The 19,244-nt window shown below is 63.4% G+C and carries 19 protein-coding genes; 10 read left to right on the top strand and 9 right to left on the bottom strand.

The window, feature by feature from the left end:
* Nucleotides 1-91: 91 nt before the first annotated feature.
* Nucleotides 92-2,494, top strand: coding sequence for an ATP-dependent Clp protease ATP-binding subunit ClpA (gene clpA / locus ACZXDY_RS19190; protein ID WP_464346557.1), 2,403 nt, complete (start codon nucleotides 92-94; stop codon nucleotides 2,492-2,494).
* Nucleotides 2,495-2,555: 61 nt separating this feature from the next.
* Here the strand turns inward: clpA and ACZXDY_RS19195 are convergent, their stop codons facing one another.
* The gene (locus ACZXDY_RS19195) at nucleotides 2,556-3,491 is read right to left on the bottom strand and encodes a glycine/sarcosine/betaine reductase selenoprotein B family protein (protein ID WP_464346558.1); all 936 of its coding nucleotides are present in this window, start codon (nucleotides 3,489-3,491) and stop codon (nucleotides 2,556-2,558) included.
* Between the two features lie 18 nt (nucleotides 3,492-3,509).
* Nucleotides 3,510-4,157 carry an HAD family hydrolase gene (locus tag ACZXDY_RS19200; RefSeq protein WP_028163967.1) on the bottom strand — a complete coding sequence of 216 codons (648 nt, stop codon included), beginning with the start codon at nucleotides 4,155-4,157 and terminating at the stop codon, nucleotides 3,510-3,512.
* An 84-nt stretch (nucleotides 4,158-4,241) separates the two neighbouring features.
* Between ACZXDY_RS19200 and ACZXDY_RS19205 the strand changes: the two genes are divergently transcribed.
* The 4 genes from ACZXDY_RS19205 to tsaA all read left to right on the top strand — a co-directional run bounded on the left by ACZXDY_RS19205 (nucleotide 4,242) and on the right by tsaA (nucleotide 7,052).
* Nucleotides 4,242-5,189: a transglycosylase SLT domain-containing protein gene (locus ACZXDY_RS19205; RefSeq protein WP_464346577.1), complete on the top strand. Its 948-nt coding sequence runs from the start codon at nucleotides 4,242-4,244 to the stop codon at nucleotides 5,187-5,189.
* 226 nt (nucleotides 5,190-5,415) lie between these two features.
* Nucleotides 5,416-6,159, top strand: a complete 744-nt coding sequence (locus ACZXDY_RS19210; RefSeq protein WP_464346559.1) for an AzlC family ABC transporter permease — start codon at nucleotides 5,416-5,418, stop codon at nucleotides 6,157-6,159.
* On the top strand, nucleotides 6,156-6,500 hold the full coding sequence (locus tag ACZXDY_RS19215; RefSeq protein ID WP_208822340.1) for an AzlD domain-containing protein: 345 nt from the start codon (nucleotides 6,156-6,158) through the stop codon (nucleotides 6,498-6,500). Before ACZXDY_RS19210 ends, ACZXDY_RS19215 begins: the two co-directional genes overlap by 4 nt.
* Before the next feature lie 60 nt (nucleotides 6,501-6,560).
* Nucleotides 6,561-7,052 carry a tRNA (N6-threonylcarbamoyladenosine(37)-N6)-methyltransferase TrmO gene (gene tsaA / locus ACZXDY_RS19220; RefSeq protein WP_464346560.1) on the top strand — a complete coding sequence of 164 codons (492 nt, stop codon included), beginning with the start codon at nucleotides 6,561-6,563 and terminating at the stop codon, nucleotides 7,050-7,052.
* Nucleotides 7,053-7,187: 135 nt separating this feature from the next.
* On the opposite strand, the gene ACZXDY_RS19225 is transcribed toward tsaA, so the two are convergent.
* The 4 genes from ACZXDY_RS19225 to ACZXDY_RS19240 all read right to left on the bottom strand — a co-directional run bounded on the left by ACZXDY_RS19225 (nucleotide 7,188) and on the right by ACZXDY_RS19240 (nucleotide 10,235).
* On the bottom strand, nucleotides 7,188-7,610 hold the full coding sequence (locus ACZXDY_RS19225) for an HIT domain-containing protein (protein ID WP_028163962.1): 423 nt from the start codon (nucleotides 7,608-7,610) through the stop codon (nucleotides 7,188-7,190).
* Nucleotides 7,611-7,657: 47 nt separating this feature from the next.
* Nucleotides 7,658-8,905, bottom strand: a complete 1,248-nt coding sequence (locus ACZXDY_RS19230; protein WP_464346561.1) for a GNAT family N-acetyltransferase — start codon at nucleotides 8,903-8,905, stop codon at nucleotides 7,658-7,660.
* Nucleotides 8,906-9,011: 106 nt separating this feature from the next.
* Nucleotides 9,012-9,764, bottom strand: a complete 753-nt coding sequence (locus tag ACZXDY_RS19235; RefSeq protein ID WP_464346562.1) for a glycerophosphodiester phosphodiesterase — start codon at nucleotides 9,762-9,764, stop codon at nucleotides 9,012-9,014.
* 3 nt (nucleotides 9,765-9,767) lie between these two features.
* Entirely contained in the window at nucleotides 9,768-10,235 is a 468-nt protein-coding gene (locus tag ACZXDY_RS19240) for a RidA family protein (protein ID WP_464346578.1), read from the bottom strand.
* 237 nt (nucleotides 10,236-10,472) lie between these two features.
* On the opposite strand from ACZXDY_RS19240, the gene ACZXDY_RS19245 reads away from it, so the two are divergent.
* Entirely contained in the window at nucleotides 10,473-11,336 is an 864-nt protein-coding gene (locus ACZXDY_RS19245) for a cell envelope integrity EipB family protein (protein WP_464346563.1), read from the top strand.
* A gap of 117 nt (nucleotides 11,337-11,453) precedes the next feature.
* Here ACZXDY_RS19245 and ACZXDY_RS19250 read toward each other — a convergent pair whose 3' ends face one another.
* Together ACZXDY_RS19250 and ACZXDY_RS19255 are read right to left on the bottom strand one after the other, a co-directional pair.
* Nucleotides 11,454-12,761 carry a DNA polymerase IV gene (locus tag ACZXDY_RS19250; protein WP_464346564.1) on the bottom strand — a complete coding sequence of 436 codons (1,308 nt, stop codon included), beginning with the start codon at nucleotides 12,759-12,761 and terminating at the stop codon, nucleotides 11,454-11,456.
* Entirely contained in the window at nucleotides 12,740-13,039 is a 300-nt protein-coding gene (locus ACZXDY_RS19255; RefSeq protein ID WP_464346565.1) for a DUF3572 domain-containing protein, read from the bottom strand. The genes ACZXDY_RS19250 and ACZXDY_RS19255 overlap by 22 nt, the downstream gene beginning before the upstream one ends.
* Nucleotides 13,040-13,264: 225 nt before the next feature.
* Between ACZXDY_RS19255 and ACZXDY_RS19260 the strand changes: the two genes are divergently transcribed.
* Both ACZXDY_RS19260 and ACZXDY_RS19265 read left to right on the top strand, forming a co-directional pair.
* Entirely contained in the window at nucleotides 13,265-13,630 is a 366-nt protein-coding gene (locus ACZXDY_RS19260; protein WP_027581229.1) for a response regulator, read from the top strand.
* 15 nt (nucleotides 13,631-13,645) lie between these two features.
* Nucleotides 13,646-15,019, top strand: coding sequence for a PleD family two-component system response regulator (locus tag ACZXDY_RS19265; protein WP_028163955.1), 1,374 nt, complete (start codon nucleotides 13,646-13,648; stop codon nucleotides 15,017-15,019).
* A gap of 262 nt (nucleotides 15,020-15,281) precedes the next feature.
* On the opposite strand, the gene ACZXDY_RS19270 is transcribed toward ACZXDY_RS19265, so the two are convergent.
* Entirely contained in the window at nucleotides 15,282-15,866 is a 585-nt protein-coding gene (locus ACZXDY_RS19270; RefSeq protein ID WP_464346566.1) for a TetR/AcrR family transcriptional regulator, read from the bottom strand.
* 134 nt (nucleotides 15,867-16,000) lie between these two features.
* Between ACZXDY_RS19270 and ACZXDY_RS19275 the strand changes: the two genes are divergently transcribed.
* Entirely contained in the window at nucleotides 16,001-17,236 is a 1,236-nt protein-coding gene (locus tag ACZXDY_RS19275; RefSeq protein ID WP_464346567.1) for an MFS transporter, read from the top strand.
* Between the two features lie 543 nt (nucleotides 17,237-17,779).
* Nucleotides 17,780-19,186: an ammonium transporter gene (locus ACZXDY_RS19280; RefSeq protein WP_464346568.1), complete on the top strand. Its 1,407-nt coding sequence runs from the start codon at nucleotides 17,780-17,782 to the stop codon at nucleotides 19,184-19,186.
* The last annotated feature ends 58 nt before the right edge of the window (nucleotides 19,187-19,244 follow it).

The raw sequence follows: 19,244 nt of genomic DNA on the forward strand, positions 1-19,244 counted from the left end.
GTGCGTGACTATATGACAGGGGATGACGAAGGTTGTTGTTGCCTGACCGGGCAATGGCGATCATGATGGCCGGGGGCCACAGAGGAAGCGAATGCCTACTTTTTCCCAAAGCCTTGAACAATCCCTGCATCGTGCATTGGCGATTGCAAACGAGCGTCACCATCAATACGCGACGCTTGAACACCTTCTGCTGTCGCTGATCGATGACTCGGATGCGGCCGCGGTGATGCGGGCCTGCAGTGTCGATCTCGACAAACTCAGGACCAGTCTCGTCAACTATCTTGAGACCGAATTCGAAAACCTGGTGACCGACGGCGCTGACGACGCGAAGCCGACCGCCGGTTTCCAGCGCGTGATCCAGCGCGCGGTGATCCATGTGCAGTCCTCGGGTCGCGAAGAAGTGACCGGCGCCAATGTGCTGATCGCGATCTTCGCCGAGCGCGAAAGCCACGCCGCCTATTTCCTGCAAGAGCAGGACATGACGCGCTACGACGCGGTCAACTACATCAGCCATGGTATCGCCAAGCGGCCGGGCGTCTCCGAGGCGCGGCCGGTGCGTGGCGTCGATGAGGAGACCGAGACCAAGGGTAACGAGGACTCCAAGAAGAAGGGCGAGGCGCTCGAGACCTATTGCGTCAACCTCAACAAGAAGGCGCGTGACGGCAAGATCGATCCGGTGATTGGGCGCAATGCCGAGATCAGCCGCGCGATCCAGGTGCTATGCCGCCGGCAGAAGAACAATCCGCTGTTCGTCGGCGAAGCCGGCGTCGGCAAGACCGCGATCGCGGAGGGACTGGCCAAGCGCATCGTCGACAGCGAAGTGCCGGAAGTGCTGGCCGCGGCCACCGTGTTCTCGCTGGACATGGGAACGCTGCTTGCCGGTACGCGCTATCGCGGTGATTTCGAGGAGCGCCTGAAGCAGGTGCTGAAGGAACTCGAGGCGCACCCGAACGCGATCCTGTTCATCGACGAAATCCATACCGTGATCGGCGCCGGCGCCACGTCGGGCGGCGCGATGGATGCGTCCAACCTGCTCAAGCCCGCGCTGGCTTCGGGCACCATCCGCTGCATGGGCTCGACGACCTACAAGGAATACCGCCAGCATTTCGAAAAGGACCGCGCCCTGGTGCGCCGGTTCCAGAAGATCGACGTCAACGAGCCGACGGTGGAAGATGCGATTGCGATCCTCAAGGGCCTCAAGCCCTATTTCGAAGATTACCATCGGCTGAAATACACCAATGAGGCGATCGAGGCGGCGGTGCAGCTTTCGTCGCGCTACATCCACGATCGCAAACTGCCTGACAAGGCGATCGACGTGATCGACGAGTCCGGTGCGGCGCAGATGCTGGTTGCCGAGAACAAGCGCAAGAAGACGATCGGCATCAAGGAGATCGAGACCACGATCGCGACCATGGCGCGGATTCCGCCCAAGAGCGTGTCGAAGGACGATGCCGAGGTGCTGAAGCACCTCGAGCAGACCCTGAAGCGCGTGGTGTTCGGTCAGGACAAGGCGATCGAGTCGCTATCGGCCTCGATCAAGCTGGCGCGTGCCGGCTTGCGCGAACCAGAAAAGCCGATCGGCTGCTACCTGTTCTCCGGCCCGACGGGCGTCGGCAAGACCGAGGTGGCAAAACAGCTCGCGGCGTCGCTGGGCGTCGAGCTGCTGCGCTTCGACATGTCCGAATACATGGAGCGGCACACGGTGTCGCGCCTGATCGGTGCACCTCCCGGCTATGTCGGCTTCGACCAGGGCGGCCTGTTGACCGACGGCGTGGACCAGCATCCGCATTGCGTGGTGCTGCTCGACGAAATCGAGAAGGCGCATCCGGATCTCTACAATGTGTTGCTGCAGATCATGGATCACGGCAGGCTGACCGACCATAACGGCAAGCAGGTCAACTTCCGCAACGTGATCCTGATCATGACCACGAATGCCGGCGCGGCGGACCTCGCCAGGCAGGCGTTCGGCTTCACCCGCAGCAAGCGGGAAGGCGACGACCACGAGGCGATCAATCGCCAGTTCGCGCCGGAATTCCGCAACCGGTTGGATGCGATCGTCTCCTTTGCGCATCTTAATGCCGACGTGATCGGCATGGTGGTCGAGAAGTTCGTGCTTCAGCTCGAGGCGCAGCTTGCGGACCGCGACGTCACCATCGAACTGTCCGAGCCCGCAAAGGCCTGGCTGATCGAGAACGGCTATGATGAGCAGATGGGTGCCCGCCCGATGGCGCGGGTGATCCAGGAGCACATCAAGAAGCCGCTGGCCGATGAAGTGCTGTTCGGTCATCTCAAGGGCGGCGGCCATGTCCGTGTCATCCTGGTCAAGGACGAGGCGACCGGCAAAGACAAGATCGGCTTCGAGTTCGTCGAGGGCCCGGTCACGCCGAAGCCGGAGAAGCTCCCGGGCGCCCGCAAGCGCAAGCCGAAGCCGGGCGGTCCCAATGGCGGCGGCGGCTCCAAGGGGCCGGCGCGCGGACCGCTGGTGAAGGTCTGACAGCGTTCTGATCGATACTAAAAAGGGGCCGGCTGCAAAGCCGGCCTTTTTCATGTCGGGATTAGGCCGCGCTCTCGCGGATGCTTTTCGCGATTTCCTTCTGCGCGTCGAAATCGCGACGAAGCCGCGCCAGTTCCTCCGCGCTCAGCGCGTCGGCGTTGCTGTAGTCGCGCTTCCAGGAATGATCGGCGCTCCAGCGCAGCGGCGATTGCACCGTCGTCTGCGGTCCCGGCGCGGACTCAAGCACACGCAGCGCGAGCTCGAACGTGAATGCCTGCGAAGCCGGGTCCTGCGGCTTGCCGGCTGAATTGCCGAGCGGGAAATCGCTGAACAGGAAGCGCGGCACGGCGGCGTGCTCGACGATATCCTTCGCGCAGCCCATCACGACGGTCGAAATGCCGTTCGCTTCGAGATGCCGTGCCACCAGGCTGACGGTCTGGTGGCACACCGGGCAATTCGGCACAAGCACCGCGGCATCGACGCCATCAGCGCGGCAGCGCGCCAGGATGTCCGGCGCCTCGGTCTCAATGGTGACGCGGTGGCTGCGGTTGGTGGGCGCGCCGAAGAAGCGCGGCGCGATCTCGCCGATCCGTCCTTCCTGCGCCAGCCGCCGCAATTGCGGCAACGGGAACCAGGTGCCGCTGTCCTCGGCCGAGCTGTGCACGCGGTCATAGGCGATATGGGAAATGCGCAGATCGTGCTGCTTCGATGTGTCGCCGTCATAGACCTGATAAAACTTGGCACCGCCGTTATATTTCGCCCCCGGCCCCTGATCGCCCTTGGCGGGATCGAACGGCGCCGCCGTGGTGATGATGGTGACGCGGGATTCGGCGAGCGACTTGCGCAGCGGCTGGAACGGCGCGCTGGTGTAATGCGCCCAGCGGTAGGGCGTCGTGTAGCCGATGGCCGCATAGTAGTCGCGCGTGCGTTTCATATAGCCGATCGGCGCATCGTCGTCGGGTGCGAAGTCGAGCTGCTGGTCGGACGTTGTTGTCATCTCGTGTGCTCCGAGTGATCAAGCCGGAAGCGACAGGCAATGGTCGAGCAAATTCGGATGGGTCGCGCAGATATGATGTGCGCCGGCGCCCTTCAGCTCCTCTTCGCTGCCATAGCCGTAGAGGACGCCGATGGCCGTCATGCCGTTGCTCCGCGCGCCGACGATATCGTGGCTGCGGTCGCCGATCATGATCGCCTGCGTCGGATCCACCTTCGCCGTATCGAGCGCATGCCGCAGCAGCTCGGTCTTGTCGGTGCGCGTGCCGTCGAGCTCCGAGCCGAACACCTGTTCGAAATAGGGACGCAGGCCGAAATGGTCGATGATCCGCTCGGCATAGACCGCGGGCTTGCTGGTGGCGATGAACATGCGCGGATGCGAGGCGGCCAGCGCGGACAGCGTCTCCTGGATGCCGTGATAGGTCTCGTTCTCGAACAGGCCGATATCGGCGAACCGCTCGCGATAAAGTGTCAACGCCCGATCTGCGAGCGCATCGCTGCCGACCAGTTTCTTCAGGCTCGCGTGCAGGGGAGGGCCGATGCACCAGGTCAATTCGTCTTCGCTTGGGATCGCCTGGCCCAGTCGCTCGAGGGCATATTGGATCGAACGGGTGATCCCGGGCTTGGGATTGGTCAACGTGCCGTCGAGATCAAAATAGATTGTGCGCATTTCGGCCCTGGGGCGTTGATAATGCCCAAGTTTGCTAGTTGGCCCGCCGCCTAAGTCAAGGACTGATTTGTCAGGTCTGAGATGATGCGAATAATCCCGCATTTCAGTGCCGCTTTCGCGATCTTGCTGTGGCTGGCACCGGCGGCGGCCGAGGAGCCTGACAGCCGCGTCGTGCACCCGAGCGTCGAGGAACTCGCGCAACCCCCGGAAAAGTCTGAGACCGCGCGCGAGAGCGAGGCGCGGGAGGCGATGTGCCTGATGATCGAATCCGCTGCACGGGCGAACGATCTGCCGCTCGAATTCTTTGCCCGCGTGATCTGGCAGGAGAGCCGGTTTCAGCCCGATGCGGTGGGCCCGATCACGCGGAACGGTCAGCGCGCGCAGGGCATCGCGCAGTTCATGCCGGGAACGGCGAGCGAGCGCGGCCTGCTCGATCCCTTCAATCCCGTGCAGGCGCTGCCGAAGTCGGCCGAATTCCTCAGCGAGCTTCGCAGCCAGTTCGGCAATCTCGGCCTTGCCGCCGCAGCCTACAATGCCGGTCCGCGCCGCGTGCAGGACTGGCTCGCCGGCACCGGCTATATGCCGCAGGAAACGCGCAACTATGTATACGCGATCACCGGCTCCAGCGTCGACGAATGGGCGTCCGCCGCCCGCAATGGCAAGGTGCCCACACGCCCGCAGACCTCGAGCTGCCGCGAATTGATGGCGCTCTTGAAGCGCGCGCCGAACCCGTTCGTTGCGGGCCTTGAACAGCACGTTACGCTCGCCGCTGCAAAGGTCTGGGGCGTTCAGCTTGCCGCTGGCTTCAACCGCGACAAGGCGCTCGCGATGTATGCGCGCGCGATGAAGAGCCTGAGCGCCGTGATCGGTGATCAGGACCCGAGCCTGTTCAGCGCACCCCTGCGCACGCGCGGGACCGCCACCTTCTATCAGGTGCGCATCGGCGCCGACACGCGGCCCGAGGCCGACAATCTCTGTAACCGCATCCGCAAAGCCGGCGGCGCCTGTTTTGTGTTACGGAACAGGGTGTGAGCGGGCTAGCGAAACTTGTCGTCCCGGCCTTGAGCCGGGACCCATAACCACAGGGCGTAGTCGTTTGATAAGGGCGTCGACCAGATCGCCTCACAGATAGATTCCGCGGTATGGGTCCCGGCTCAAGGCCGGGACGACAAACTGCTGCTGCATGCCAGCCCTGACTTGACGCGGCCCGTCTTCATTTGCCCTATGCCGCTCAATTCAAACCTTCCTCCGGTTCTCCGTGGCGCTTCCTCCGCTTGATTCTCCGCAATGGCACAGCTCGTTCCGCGCCTTCTTCTGGGGCGTGCGGTCGGTCGGCTCGACCATCCTGGCGCTGGTGCTGTTCGCGACCTATCTCGGCATCGGGGCGCTGGCGCATGACACGCATTTCTCGCTGGCCTGGACGCTCGCGAGCACGGTGTTTGTCTGGGCTGGACCGGCGCAGATCATCCTGGTGTCGACGCTGGGCTCCGGCGCGACCATCCTGCAGTCGGCGATTGCGGTGAGCGTCAGCGCCATCCGCCTGTTTCCGATGGTGGTGTCAGTCTTGCCAATGATGCGGACGCCAAAGACAAAACGGCGGCACCTGATCCTGGTGGCGCATCTCACCGCGGTGACGCTGTGGGTCGAATGCCATCGCTTTCTGCCACAGGTGCCGCGGGAGCGCCGCATCGCCTTCATTCATGGGCTCGGCTGCGGATTGGTCTTTCTCTCAGCGGTGGCCAACACGATCGGCTATTTGCTGGCGGCCAATCTTTCGCAGCTTTTCGCCGCGGCGATCCTGATGCTGACGCCCCTGGCGTTCCTGTTCTCGACCGCGCGCAATTGCCGCGAGCTGGCCGACGGCATCGCGCTCGCGCTCGGACTGGCACTGTATCCATTGGCGACGCTGCTCAACAGCGGCCTCGACATCCTGGTCAGTGGCGTCGTCGCCGGCACGATCGCCTATGGCGTGCACCGGGCAAGGGCAAAGGCGATCGCATGAGCACCTTCATCGGCGACTGGCACGCGCTCGTGGTCTTGTTCGTGGCCGGCGTGATCCCGAACCAGATCTGGCGGATGCTGGGCCTGTGGTTCGGCGGCGGGCTCGACGAGGGCTCGGAGCTTCTTGTGTGGGTGAGGGCGGTCGCGACCGCAATTCTTGCCGGCGTCATCGCGCAGATCGTGGTGCAGCCGCCCGGCGCGCTCGCAAGCGTTCCGGCCCTGTTGCGCTATGGCGCCGTGGCCGCAGGCTTCGCCGCGTTCATGCTGTCGCGGAGGTCGATCTTCGCAGGCGTTGCAATCGGCGAAGTGATCCTGGTCGGCGGCCAATGGTGGCTCGGCTGATTGCAGCCGCCGCGCAATGCGCTACTGTCGATCGGCAAGCTGCTATCTGTGGATTGAGACATGGTTCGAGAAGGTGAGATACGCCCGGGCGAAGTCGCCGTCGAGATGCCGCCGACGCAGGACGCCGGCCTGATCTTCATCGGCCGCATCCGCACGCCCTGGACCTCGCGGCTGACGACGCCGCGCCAAGGCCGCCAGGACGGGCCCGTCTGTCGTCTGGAGATTTTCGAGCCCTGGGTGCCCGCCATCAAGGGCGTCGATTTCTACGAAAATCTCGAGGTGCTCTACTGGCTGCACCAGTCGCGCCGCGACCTCGTGTTGCAGAGCCCGAAGAGCAACGGCAAGACCCGCGGCGCCTTCTCGCTTCGCTCCCCGGTGCGACCGAACCCGATCGCGACCTCGATCGTGAAGCTGGTCGGCGTCGAGGGCAACGTCATCCTGGTGCGCGGATTGGACTGTCTCGACGAGACGCCGCTGCTCGACGTCAAGCCCGACCGCTGCGAATTCACCCCGCTCGCGCCGTCACAGCCCGGCGATTTCGAGACGGAGTGATTTTCTCGTCCCGCTCGTCATTCCGGGGCGCGCGCAGCGCGAGCCCGGAATCCATTTCGCCGCAGCGCATGTGGTCCAATGGATTCCGGGCCTGCGCCTGACGGCGCATCCCGGAATGACGAGTGGAGAGAGCCGTTACCCCAGCGCGGCGATCAGCTTGGTCGCATTGTCCTCCAGCACCTTCACATCCTCCTTGCGGCTTGCAGGCGGCAACAGCGCGACGCCGTCCTGGCGCGGCATCACATGCATGTGGAGGTGGAAGACGACCTGGCCGCCGGCTGGCTCGTTGAACTGCTGCACGGTGATGCCGTCGGCCTGAAAGGCTTTCATCGCCGCTGCGGCGATCTTGTGGGCGGCGCGCGCGACATGGGCGTAATCGTCGGGCGAGATGTCGAGGATGTTGCGGGCAGGGGCCTTCGGGATCACGAGCGTATGGCCGGTCGAGCGCGGCATGATGTCGAGGAAGGCCAGCACGTACTCATTTTCGTAGACCTTGTAGCAGGGGAATTCGCCGCGCAGGATCTTTGCGAAGGGATTTTGGGGGTCATAGGCGGGCATGGCGGTTCCTCACATCAGTCTGAAGTTCTCGGGTCCTAGCAGAAAGCTCAAGCCTCGTCGCCGCCCTTGCGGAACGGGCCAGCGTCAGTGAGCTCACGGCCGACCTCGGCGACATAGGCGCGCTCGCGCTTGAGGTAATCGGCGATCGCCCGGCGCAGACCTGGGTCCGCGATATAGTGGGCGGAATAGGTCGTCTGCGGCAAATATCCGCGTGCGAGCTTGTGCTCGCCCTGCGCGCCGGCCTCGACCACCTTCAATCCGTTCTGGATGGCGAAGTCGATAGCCTGATAGTAGCAGACCTCGAAATGCAGGAACGGATGGTGCTCGATTGCGCCCCAGTTGCGGCCGAATAGCGTGTCCGAACCGATGAAGTTGATGGCGCCCGCAATCCAGCGTCCATTGCGCTTGGCCATCACCAGCAGCACGTCCTTGGCCATGCTCTGGCCGATCAGCGAGAAGAATTTCCGGTTCAGGTACGGCCGGCCCCATTTGCGCGAGCCGGTCTCCATGTAGAAGTCGAAGAACGCGTCCCACGCATCCTCGGTGATCTCCTCGCCAGTTAGCCAGTGGATCGTCACACCAGCCGCAAGCGCCTCGCGCCGCTCGCGCTTGATCGCCTTGCGGTGGCGCGAATTCAGCGTGGCGAGGAAATCGTCGAAGCTCTTGAAGCCGGCATTGTGCCAGTGGAACTGCTGGTCGGTCCGCTGCAGGAAACCATGTCCGCCCAGAAACTTTGCTTCGTCCTCGCCTGCGAAGGTCACATGCACGGAGGAGGCCTCGGTGGCCTCGCACAGCGCCATCAGGCCATGGGCAAGCGCCGACCTGATCTGCTCACGGTGGATGCCGTTGCGAAGCAGGAGGCGGGGCCCGGTGGCCGGCGTGAAGGGGACCGACACCTGGAGCTTCGGATAATACCGGCCGCCGGCGCGCTCATAGGCGTCCGCCCAGCCGCGATCGAAAACGTACTCGCCCTGCGAGTGGGACTTGAGATAGCAGGGGACGATCCCGGCGATCTCGCCATCCAGCCTGGCCAGGAGATGCCGCGGCCCCCAGCCGGTCCGCGCAACGGCCGAGCCAGAGGCCTCCAACGCTGCAAAAAAGGCATGTGAAACGAATGGGTTATAGGAAGGTCTTGCATGGATGCACGCAAGACCTCCGGAACTGGGTAAAGCCAGCGTGTCGAGGGCGTCGAGCGAGGTGGGATCGACCGTCGGATTGGCACAAGCGTCCCAATCGGCAGCCTTGATGTCGCTGACGGACGGAACGGCTTCGAGGGTGATTTCAGATGAGGCCATTGAGAATTTGAACCGGTCCCCTGTGCGAGCGGCCATCGCCCATGGTGACCTGCGCCTTGCAAAGATCGTGCATCGCAATGCCGACTTCAAGGCCGCCAGCCACATCTCAGGTTCCCGGCATGAAACCTTCGAAGATCATCTGGTCGGCATAGCGTGCCGCTTTCGCGCGCTGCTCCGCCGTGCGCACGGTCCAGGCCAGAAGCGGGCAGCCGAACAGGTTTCGGGCGATCCAGGGAGCGGGCGCCGGCAACTGGTCGACCCAAAAGGCGATGAAATGCGGCTCGGTGCGAAAGCCGTGGCGCAGGTAGAGCATGCTGTCGCGCTGTGCCGGCGTGAGCTTGGCCCAATACCCGTCGTCATAATTGCGCTGGGCGGTGATGCCACGGTGCAGTCTTGGCATGATCTCGCGCAGCGCCAGCACCTGGTCCGGATCAAAGGACATGCCGACCACGGGGCCGGCGTAGCTGCTCAGCACCTCGGCCATCCGCTTCACCAATTTGCGGTCGCCGTCGAAATGGCTCTTCACCTCGACCAGAAGCGGCACGCGGCCGGCAACCAGCGCGCAGAGGTCGCCGAGCGACATCATGCGCTCCGCGGTGTCCTTGAACCTGACGGTCTTCAGTTCGGCCGCCGTCTTGGTGCGCAGGAGGCCCGCGCCGTCGGTGAGCCGGCCGAGCGCATCGTCGTGATGCACCATGGCCTCGCCGTCGGCGGTAAGCTGGATATCGCACTCGATGGTGAAATTGCCCGCGATGGCCGCCTCTGCCGCCGCCGGCATGTTCTCGATGATGCCGCGCGCGGCATCATGCAGGCCGCGATGGGCGACCGGCCGTGCCGTCAGCCAGTCGGGGGCCCGCATCGCTCAGATGACCTCGAACAATCCCTCGACTTCCACGGCGGCGTCCGCCGGCAGCGAAGCGACGCCAACGGTGGTGCGGGCGTGCCGGCCCTTGTCGCCGAAGGCGGCCACCATCAGGTCCGAGGCGCCGTTCAGCACCTTCGGTGCGTCCAGGAAGTCGGGTGTCGAATTGATGAAACCGCCGAGCCGCACCACGCGCGCGATCTTGTCGAGGTCGCCGAGCGCGGCCTTGATCTGGGCAAACAGGTTGATCGCGCAGCCGCGGGCGGCGGCCTGACCCTGCTCAAGGGTGACGCCGGCGCCCAGCTTGCCCTTGGCGATCAGCTTGCCCTGGCCATCGAAGCAAAGCTGGCCGGAGACGAACAGCAGGTTGCCGGTCCGGACGAAGCCGACATAGTTCGCCACGGGAGCAGCGGGCTCGGGCAGGGTAATGCCCTGTGCCGCCAGTTTCTGTTCGACCGTACCTGCCATGTTTTCCGTCCCCGGTTCAGTGACAATCAGGGCGCACTGTTTCGCGCATCGCGCCGCCGCTTTCAAGTCGGCCGCGGATCGGTCAAGGACGGCGCTTTCTGCGTAAACCCCGGTGAAATATGCCGAAAAACGCATCACTCGCGTCCTCGGCGTTACCTTTTTGTGAAACTGCCCCAGTTGCGGCGCAATAGAGCCGTCACTATTGTGACGAATCGCCCGTTTCCTAAAGGGATATACATGGCCCGCCTGTTCCGGATTCCGCCTCGCGTTTTGGCGATGACTATTGCCGTAGCCGCAGGATCGGGATTCACTAACGGAGCGGCGACGGCCGGAACGGTGCCGTTTCTGTCGCATCAGGCGCTCTACGAGCTCAATCTCGTCAAGTCGCGTGGTTCCAACGCGATCAGCGGCGTGCGCGGGCGCATCCTCTACAATTTCTCCGGCAGCACCTGCGAGGGCTACACATCCGAATTCCGCCAGGTATCGGAGCTCGACAGCGGCGAGGGCAAGGTTACGCTCTCCGACCTGCGCTCTTCGTCCTGGGAGGATGCCGCCGGCAAGAGCTACCGGTTCAAGATCGATACGCGGATGAACGACGGCGATTCCGCGCCGGTGGATGGCGTGGCGGAGCGGGTGGGCGACCACATCACGGTCAAGCTGAAGCAGCCGGTGGCGAAGACGTTTCAGCTCGACGGCAAAGTCGTATTTCCGACCGAGCAGATCCAGCACATCATCACTGCTGCGCGCGAGGGCAAGAGCGTGCTCGAGCTCACGGTCTATGACGGCTCCGACAATGGCGAAAAGGTCTACAACACGCTTTCGGTGATCGGACAGCCGATCCCCGGCGAGCGCGCGCCGGCGTCGCCCGATGCTTCGAGCACGAACGATGCGATGAAAGCGATGACCCGCTGGCCGGTGACGGTGAGCTACTATGACCGGGACGCCAAGGCCGTTGATGGCGAGCAGACGCCGGTCTACGCGATGTCGTTCGAGCTCTATGAGAACGGCGTCTCCCGTGCGCTGGTGCTGGATTACAATGACTTCGTGATATCAGGCGCGATGGGCAAGTTCGACGTCAAGGACACGAAGCCCTGTAAGTGAGGCTCGAAAGAGCGTCACCGACTCTCGCCGTCATTCCGGGGCGATGCGAAGCATCGAACCCGGAATCTCGAGATTCCGGGTCTGGTCCTTCGGACCATCCCGGAATGACAGCAACAATTACTCTGTTTTTTCCGGCCCCTGATACGCAATCCCCCTAATCACCGCCGCATTTCCGAACTTCTTCCGCAGGTCATCCATCGCGCGCTCGGCATGGGCGGAGCGCCGGTCGAGCATGTCGGTGTCGTCTGCCGCCGATCCCGGCCGCAGCGCGCTGACGCCGACGCCCATCAGGCGAAAGGCGGTGCCGTCGATCTCCTTCGCCAGCATCTCGCGCGACACCGCAAAGATCTTTCCGGCGAGCTGGGTTGGCGCCGCGATCGATTGCGAGCGGGTGCGCGGTCGGAAATCGGCGGTCTTCAGCTTCAAGGTGATGGTGGAGCCTGCAAGCTCGCTATTCTTCAGCCGCGCCGAGACCTTCTCGGACAATCTCCACAGCAGCCTTTCCAGCGTGACGAAATCGCGGATGTCGTTCTCGAACGTGGTCTCGCTCGAGATCGTCTTGGCTCCGCGATCGGCTACCACGCGGCGGTCGTCGATGCCGCGCGCAAGTCGCCATAGCCTTCGGCCTTCGCTGGCGAACTGCTTCATCAGCTCGTTCTCGTCCGCGCGCTGCAGGTCGGCGATGGTGCGAAAGCCGCGCTGGATCAGCCTTTCCTGGGTCGCAGGGCCGACGCCGAAGATGAATCCGACCGGCTTGTCCGCGAGCATCTCGCGCGCTTCGTCCTGGTCGAGCGTGGCGAAGCCACGCGGCTTGTCGAGGTCGGACGCGATCTTGGCCAGGAACTTGTTGCAGGACAGCCCGACCGACACCGTGATGCCGATATTGCGCTCGACATCGCGGGCAAAGCCCGCGAGCACCTTCGCCGGGATCATGCCGTGGACGCGCTCGGTGCCGGAGAGATCGAGGAAGGCCTCGTCGATCGACAACGGCTCGACCAGGGGCGTCAGCGCCTGCATCGCGTGGCGCACCTCGCGGCCGACGCGAACATATTTCGCCATGTCCGGCGGGATCACGGTTGCCGACGGGCAAAGCTCAAGCGCTTTGAACATCGGCATGGCCGAGCGCACGCCAAAGGTCCGTGCGACGTAGCAGGCGGCCGAGACCACGCCGCGTTTGCCGCCGCCGATGATGAGGGGCTTGTCGGCGAGATCAGGATTGTCGCGTTTCTCGACCGTGGCGTAGAAGGCGTCGCAATCGACATGCGCCAGCGCAAGCCGGGGCAGGGCGTGATGGCGAACCAGGCGCGGCGAGCCGCAACGGCTGCAGCGCCTTGCCTTGAAGTCGAGATCGCCGAGACAATCCCGGCAGAAGCAGCGGGGGCCGTTGCTCGTGAGCGGAGCGCTCACGGCACGTCGCGTTCCCATTTGGGATCGTTCAAAACCTGGTGGGCCGCGGCGATGTTGGTCGGGTGCAGCTCGGAAGCCTTCGCAAACGCCTGCACGGTCGCATCATCCCGCATCACGAAATCGAGCACCGAGCTAAGGAACTTTGGATCGGAGGCGGCCGAGCGGAGCGTCTCCGGGCCGATTCCCGTCTCGGCCAGGAACAGGCCCAGCCTTTCGGGGTCGCCGGCAATGAAACCCAGCGCCTGAACCGCAACGATTTCAGCTACTTCGCGGGCATTTTGAACAGGCTTTTTCAACGGCCGGTTTGCCTTTCCGTTAACTTATGTTCTCTAATGAGACGCATCATGCCCGAGTCTTTCGGACCTGTTCAAGCAAGTGGAAACCACGCCACACAAGATAGCGTCGGGCTTAACGGGTTTGAGCGAATCTGGCGCTAGTTTGATTTTACATTTCGACGCGCCCGAGCGCGGTATCGAACGTACCGTATCAGGGACTGTTTCCTACGGCTTTGGAGGGACGGGATGGCCAAGACCGTCCTGATCGTGGAGGACAACGAGCTCAATATGAAGCTCTTTCGCGACCTGCTGGAGGCGCACGGTTATCAGACCTCCGGCACGAGCAACGGCTTCGAAGCGCTCGATCTGGTCCGCAAGCTGCATCCCGACCTGATCCTGATGGACATCCAGCTTCCGCAGGTCTCCGGGCTCGAAGTCACGCGCTGGATCAAGGATGATCCCGATCTGCGCAAGATCCCGGTGGTCGCGGTCACCGCGTTCGCGATGAAGGGCGATGAGGAACGCATCCGCGAGGGCGGATGCGAGGCCTATTTGTCCAAACCAATTTCGGTCGGCAAATTCATTGAGACCGTCCGACGCTTTATCGGGTAGGGGAGTGGAGTTTCGATGTCTGCGCGTATCCTCGTGGTCGATGACGTTCCCGCGAACGTCAAGTTGTTGGAAGCACGACTGTCGGCCGAATATTTCGACGTGCTGACCGCTTCCAACGGCGCCGAGGCCCTGCAGATCTGCGCTCGTGCCGAGTGCGATATCATCCTGCTCGACGTCATGATGCCTGACATGGATGGTTTCGAGGTGTGCCGCCGCCTCAAGTCCAACCCGGCCACGCACTTCATTCCGGTCGTCATCGTCACCGCGCTCGACAGCCCCGCCGATCGCGTGCGTGGGCTGGAAGCGGGCGCCGACGACTTCCTGACCAAACCGGTGTCCGACGTCGTGCTGATCGCACGCGTGCGCTCGCTGACGCGACTGAAGATGATGACCGATGAATTGCGCATGCGCGCGATCACCTCGCTCGAGATCGGCATGCAGGCGCCCGAACGCAGCGCGATTGCCGACAAGGGGCTTGGCGGCCGCATCCTTCTGGTCGACGACCGGCCGTCGTCCTACGAACGGCTCGCACCGATGCTGTCGGCCGAGCATACGGTCGATGTCGAGACCAACCCGGCGGAAGCGCTGTTCAATGCCGCCGAGGGCAATTACGACCTGCTGATTGTCTCGCTCAGCCTCGACAATTACGACGGCCTGCGGCTTTGCAGCCAGGCGCGCTCGTTGGAGCGGACCCGCCAATTGCCGATCCTCGCCATCTCGGATGCGGACAACAATGCGCGGCTGCTGCGTGGGCTCGAGATCGGCGTCAACGATTACCTGCTGCGCCCGATCGACAAGAACGAACTGTTGGCGCGGGCGCGCACGCAAATTCGGCGCCGGCGCTATACCGATCATCTGCGCGACAATGTGCAGAACTCGATCGAGATGGCGATCACGGACGCGCTGACCGGGCTGCATAACCGCCGCTACATGGAGAGCCATCTGGGGACCCTCGCCGAACAGGCCTCCGCCCGCGGCAAGCCGCTGGCGCTGATGATCCTCGACATCGATTACTTCAAGGCGATCAACGACACCTATGGTCATGATGCCGGCGACGACGTCCTGCGCGACTTCGCGACACGGATCCGCAAATCGATCCGCGGCATTGATCTCGCCTGCCGCTATGGCGGCGAAGAATTCGTGATCGTGATGCCTGAAACCGACCTTCACGTCGCTAGCATGGTCGCCGAACGCCTGCGCCGCTCGATCGCCGGTGAATCCTTCTCCATCAACAAGGGCGCCAACCGCATCGAGGTCACGATCTCGATCGGTCTCACCACGCTGGAGCGCAAGGGCGAGTCGGTCTCCGACGTACTCAAGCGCGCTGACAACGCGCTCTACCGTGCCAAGCACGATGGCCGGAACAGGGTGGTCTCAGCGGCGGCATAGCCGCTCCGTAGCGCGCGGGATGCGGCGTCCCCGCGGAGAGAACCCCTCATCCGTCGCGCATTGCATGCGCGCCACCTTCTCCCACAAGGGGAGAAGGAAAGGACGCGCCATCGCCGTTCGAACAGAATTCGTCCCTGCCTTGCAGGTGCCGGTTGATGCGCCCTCGCCCCTTGTGGGAGAGGGCTGCTCCGGTACCAGCAACGTACTCGTTTGGGTGAGGGTTCTCTCCAAGAGCACGTTCGCTCGCCTTCCGCTCCCCGGACTATGCTCTCGCTCCATCCGGGCTACTGACCTTCACCCCGGCATTCTCCAGCAGCACGCGCGCCGCATCTTTCGCCGCGCGCGCCATCGCGGGATCGTCGCGGACGAGATCCTGCGCGATCGAGCCATCGACCAGCAATTGCAGTTGGATCGCAAGCCCCTCCGGATCGGCAACGCCTAGCTCGACCAATCGATCGCGAAACCACAGCCGCCGACTTTCCTTGAAGGCGATGGCGATCTTCTTGACCGACTTGTCTTCACTGCCGAGTTCGGCGACCGCGTTGACGAACGGGCAGCCACGAAAATCCTTGGCGCCGAAACGACGCTCCAGCGCATCGAAGGTGCCGAAGATCTGCTCGACCGGTGACTTGTCCGACGGCCTCGGCTGCACGAAGCGATGCTCCAGATAGGCCGCGATCAATGCGTCCTTGGACGGAAAGTGATTGTAGAGCGTGCGCTTGCTGATGCCGATCTCCGCGGAAATCGTATCGACGCCGATGGCGCGAATGCCCTTCAGGTAGAACAGCCGGTCGGCGGTCTGAAGGATGCGCTCCCTCATCGTCTGTTTCTGGTGCGGAGAAGCCATGCGTTGGCTCCGTATCTCACTCGCTTGACAGTATCTTCGTGTTATAGCCAAAGTAAACAGATCTGTGTAACTAAAAAACGCGTGAATCGCAGGTGGGCTTTGCTGTGCCGCCATCGATAGGGAGAACAAAAACAATGCCCTTGCTGCAAGTCCTGCGTCCCACGCTGCCCATCCTGATCGGCGCCTCGATCATGCTCACGCTGAGCATGGGCCTGCGCCAGAGCCTCGGCATCTTCATGCAGCCGCTGACGCACGACATCCGGATTTCTGTTTCCGACTTCACGCTGGCGCTGGCGGTGCAGAACCTCGCCTGGGGCTTCCTGCAGCCGCTCGCCGGCGCCATGACGGTACGGTACGGCTTTCGCCCGATCATGGTGGTTGGCTCGCTGCTCTATATCGCGGGCCTTGCGTTCATGGCGGGCGCGCACGGCGTCATCAGCATCATGATCGGCGGTGGGGTCCTGATCGGTACCTCGATGGCGTGCACGGCAGCCGCGATCGCGATGTCGGTCGCTGCCCGCGCGGTGCCCGAGACGGTGCGCTCGACGGTGCTTGGCATCGTCTCCGGTGCCGGATCGCTCGGCGCGCTGCTGTCGGCCCCGATCGGACAGCTTCTCAATGAAGGTTTCGGCTGGCGCGTCGGTTTGCTCGGCTTCGTGGTGCTGGCGCTCGCGATGATTCCTGCCGCCTGGTACGCGGGGCGCATCGACAAGGTCCCGCTGCCCAAGCCGACGTCATCCGAGGACATCGGCGAGGCCACCGCAGCCATTGCCGCGCGAGCAGCGCTCGGCAACGCCTCGTTTGTGGTGATGACTTGCGCCTATCTCGTTTGCGGCATGCAGCTTGTCTTCCTCACCACGCATCTGCCGTCCTATCTCGCGATCTGCGGCCTCGATCCGATGCTGAGCGCGCAGACGCTCGGCATGATCGGGGGCTTCAATGTGCTCGGCTCACTCTTCTTTGGCTGGGCTGGCCAGCGCTGGAACAAGCTTGCGCTGCTCGGCATGATCTACATCCTGCGCTCGCTGGCGCTCGCCTGGTATTTCATGCTGCCGGCGACGCCCGCCTCCACGCTGCTGTTCGGAGCCATCATGGGCTTCCTGTGGATGGGCGTCGGCCCGCTGGTCGCGGGCGCCGTGGCGGAGATGTTTGGGCTGCGCTGGCAGGCGATGATCCAGGGGCTCGCCTTCATGAGCCACCAGATCGGCAGCTTCCTCGGCGCCTATGGGGGAGGGCTGCTGTACGACGCGCTCGGCTCCTACACCATGGCCTGGCGCATCGGCGTCGCGCTGGGGCTTGCCGGCGGCATCATCCAGGTGGCGTTTGCGCTGATGCGGCCCTCGCAGCCGCCGCTATTGAAGGCGGCGTAAAGTCCGCGCCGGTGGCTAGTCCTCCGCGGAGGACTGCTGCGCCATGCCGACGGCCATCGTGGCTGATTAAATTATGGTCAGTGATGTGCTTTCAAAATCGGCAGCAGCCAAGTCAGTTCACGCGTTGGTGAACGAGAGACGATGTTGATTCAACGGGTTTTCTCTGCATGGTTGGTGGCACGAAACTTGATTAAGTCTGGCTAAGAATTGGGAGTCGGAGACCGACACGGACGTCTTCCGACTTTGGTGTCTCTGAAAAGGCTGGCAGCCCATGAGGCTAGTCGCCGCCAATCCCAAGCCACTGAAACTCGGCGGCCGTGCCGCGGCGCCGAGTTGCCCGAGCTTTGTGCCCAAGTCGGGCACGTTGCCAATTCTGGGCAAGCACTGCAGGCCAATTGCGGCGTTCCGAAGCACTGCGAAAACCCGACGAGCGGGCCACAGCAGACATTTGGTGACGTCCGTTGAGCAGCAAGCCGCGCGTGTGCCGGCGCGGCAAAGCCTCTCTTCAAGCCTTTCGCCGACTTCTCTTGCGACGGGAGAAAGATGATGCACTCAAGGATCTATGCGAGCCAAAGGCTCGTGAAATTCGCGGCTGCTTTCCTGGCGACTTTCCTGGCAATTGCGCTCCTCGGTCTCGCACTGGGCGACATTGCGTTTGCGCAGGACGCGACGCCGCCGGCCTGCGGCGGCAAGGTCCTTGAAAAGTGCACGCCGAACTCGGGTGACACGGCGTGGATGCTCACATCCGTCGCGCTCGTCTTGATGATGACGATCCCGGGCCTCGGCCTGTTCTATGGCGGCATGGTGCGCAAGAAGAACGTCGGCGACACCGTGATGACCAGTTTCGCGGTCACCTGCCTCGTCACCATTCTATTCGCCATCCTGACTTACAGCATGGCATTTCGCGCTGGCACGCCCTTTGTCGGCGGCCTCGATCGCATGTTCCTCAAGGACATCCTGAGCGACATCGGCAAGGGTGGAATTGGCAATCCCAATCCGCTTGCTCCAACCATTCCCGAGGCCGTGTACATCTGCTTTCAGATGACATTTGCCATCATCACGCCGGCGCTGATTGCCGGCGCATTTGCCGAGCGCATGAAATTCTCGGCCATGCTCTGGTTCATCGGCCTGTGGGCGATCCTGGTCTATGCGCCGGTTGCGCACTGGGTCTGGGGACCCGACGGCGTCTTCGCCGCTGCCAACGAGAACGCATGGGTGAAGGTGCTCGATTTCGCCGGCGGTACCGTCGTGCATATCAATGCCGGCGTCGCGGGTCTGATGTGCGCCATCATGCTCGGCAAGCGCAAGGAGACGGGGCCCGCTCACAACATGGTTCTCACCTTCATCGGGGCCTCTTTGCTCTGGGTTGGCTGGTTCGGTTTCAACGCCGGCTCCGCCGTCACGGCAGGGATGCAGGCCGGCATGGCCATGCTGGTGACGCAGATCGCCACGGCGGTTGCTGCCTTCACCTGGATGCTGGTGGAATGGTCGCTCAAGGGCAAGCCGACCGTCGTCGGCATCTGCTCGGGCGCGGTCGCCGGCCTCGTTGCCATCACGCCGGCTTCCGGTTTCGTGGGACCGATCGGCGCCTTTGCAATTGGAATTGGCGCAGGCGTCTTCTGCTATTGGGGATGCACCGGCTTGAAGCGCACGTTCAACTATGATGACGCGCTCGATTGCTTCGGTGTGCATGCGATTGGCGGCATCGTCGGGGCACTGCTCACCGGCGTGTTCGCGGTCGAACAATACGGGGGGACGGCCGGCGTTCTGGAGGGGAACGCTGGTCAGTTCTTCAACCAGTGCGTCGGCGTGGCCTCCGTGATCGTTTACGATGCCGTCGTCAGCTTGATCATCCTCGCTGCGGTCAAGGTGTTCGTCGGGCTTCGGGTGCACGAGGACGCCGAGCGCGACGGCCTCGACCTCGCGCTGCATGGTGAAGTGGTGCACTAGACCGGCGCTCGCTGTTCTTGCCGCCGGGTCGAAACTCGGCGGTGTCATTTCTGCAAAA

This window comes from Bradyrhizobium sp. LeoB3, assembly GCF_055456055.1.

Excerpts from the sequence above, each read along its gene's own strand:
- clpA (WP_464346557.1), top strand. The coding sequence starts at position 92 with ATGCCTACTTTTTCCCAAAGCCTTGAACAATCCCTGCATCGTGCATTG.
- ACZXDY_RS19195 (WP_464346558.1), bottom strand. The coding sequence starts at position 3,491 with ATGACAACAACGTCCGACCAGCAGCTCGACTTCGCACCCGACGACGAT.
- ACZXDY_RS19200 (WP_028163967.1), bottom strand. The coding sequence starts at position 4,157 with ATGCGCACAATCTATTTTGATCTCGACGGCACGTTGACCAATCCCAAG.
- ACZXDY_RS19205 (WP_464346577.1), top strand. The coding sequence starts at position 4,242 with ATGCGAATAATCCCGCATTTCAGTGCCGCTTTCGCGATCTTGCTGTGG.
- ACZXDY_RS19215 (WP_208822340.1), top strand. The coding sequence starts at position 6,156 with ATGAGCACCTTCATCGGCGACTGGCACGCGCTCGTGGTCTTGTTCGTG.
- tsaA (WP_464346560.1), top strand. The coding sequence starts at position 6,561 with ATGGTTCGAGAAGGTGAGATACGCCCGGGCGAAGTCGCCGTCGAGATG.
- ACZXDY_RS19225 (WP_028163962.1), bottom strand. The coding sequence starts at position 7,610 with ATGCCCGCCTATGACCCCCAAAATCCCTTCGCAAAGATCCTGCGCGGC.
- ACZXDY_RS19230 (WP_464346561.1), bottom strand. The coding sequence starts at position 8,905 with ATGGCCTCATCTGAAATCACCCTCGAAGCCGTTCCGTCCGTCAGCGAC.
- ACZXDY_RS19235 (WP_464346562.1), bottom strand. The coding sequence starts at position 9,764 with ATGCGGGCCCCCGACTGGCTGACGGCACGGCCGGTCGCCCATCGCGGC.
- ACZXDY_RS19240 (WP_464346578.1), bottom strand. The coding sequence starts at position 10,235 with ATGGCAGGTACGGTCGAACAGAAACTGGCGGCACAGGGCATTACCCTG.
- ACZXDY_RS19245 (WP_464346563.1), top strand. The coding sequence starts at position 10,473 with ATGGCCCGCCTGTTCCGGATTCCGCCTCGCGTTTTGGCGATGACTATT.
- ACZXDY_RS19250 (WP_464346564.1), bottom strand. The coding sequence starts at position 12,761 with ATGGGAACGCGACGTGCCGTGAGCGCTCCGCTCACGAGCAACGGCCCC.
- ACZXDY_RS19260 (WP_027581229.1), top strand. The coding sequence starts at position 13,265 with ATGGCCAAGACCGTCCTGATCGTGGAGGACAACGAGCTCAATATGAAG.
- ACZXDY_RS19265 (WP_028163955.1), top strand. The coding sequence starts at position 13,646 with ATGTCTGCGCGTATCCTCGTGGTCGATGACGTTCCCGCGAACGTCAAG.
- ACZXDY_RS19270 (WP_464346566.1), bottom strand. The coding sequence starts at position 15,866 with ATGGCTTCTCCGCACCAGAAACAGACGATGAGGGAGCGCATCCTTCAG.
- ACZXDY_RS19275 (WP_464346567.1), top strand. The coding sequence starts at position 16,001 with ATGCCCTTGCTGCAAGTCCTGCGTCCCACGCTGCCCATCCTGATCGGC.
- ACZXDY_RS19280 (WP_464346568.1), top strand. The coding sequence starts at position 17,780 with ATGATGCACTCAAGGATCTATGCGAGCCAAAGGCTCGTGAAATTCGCG.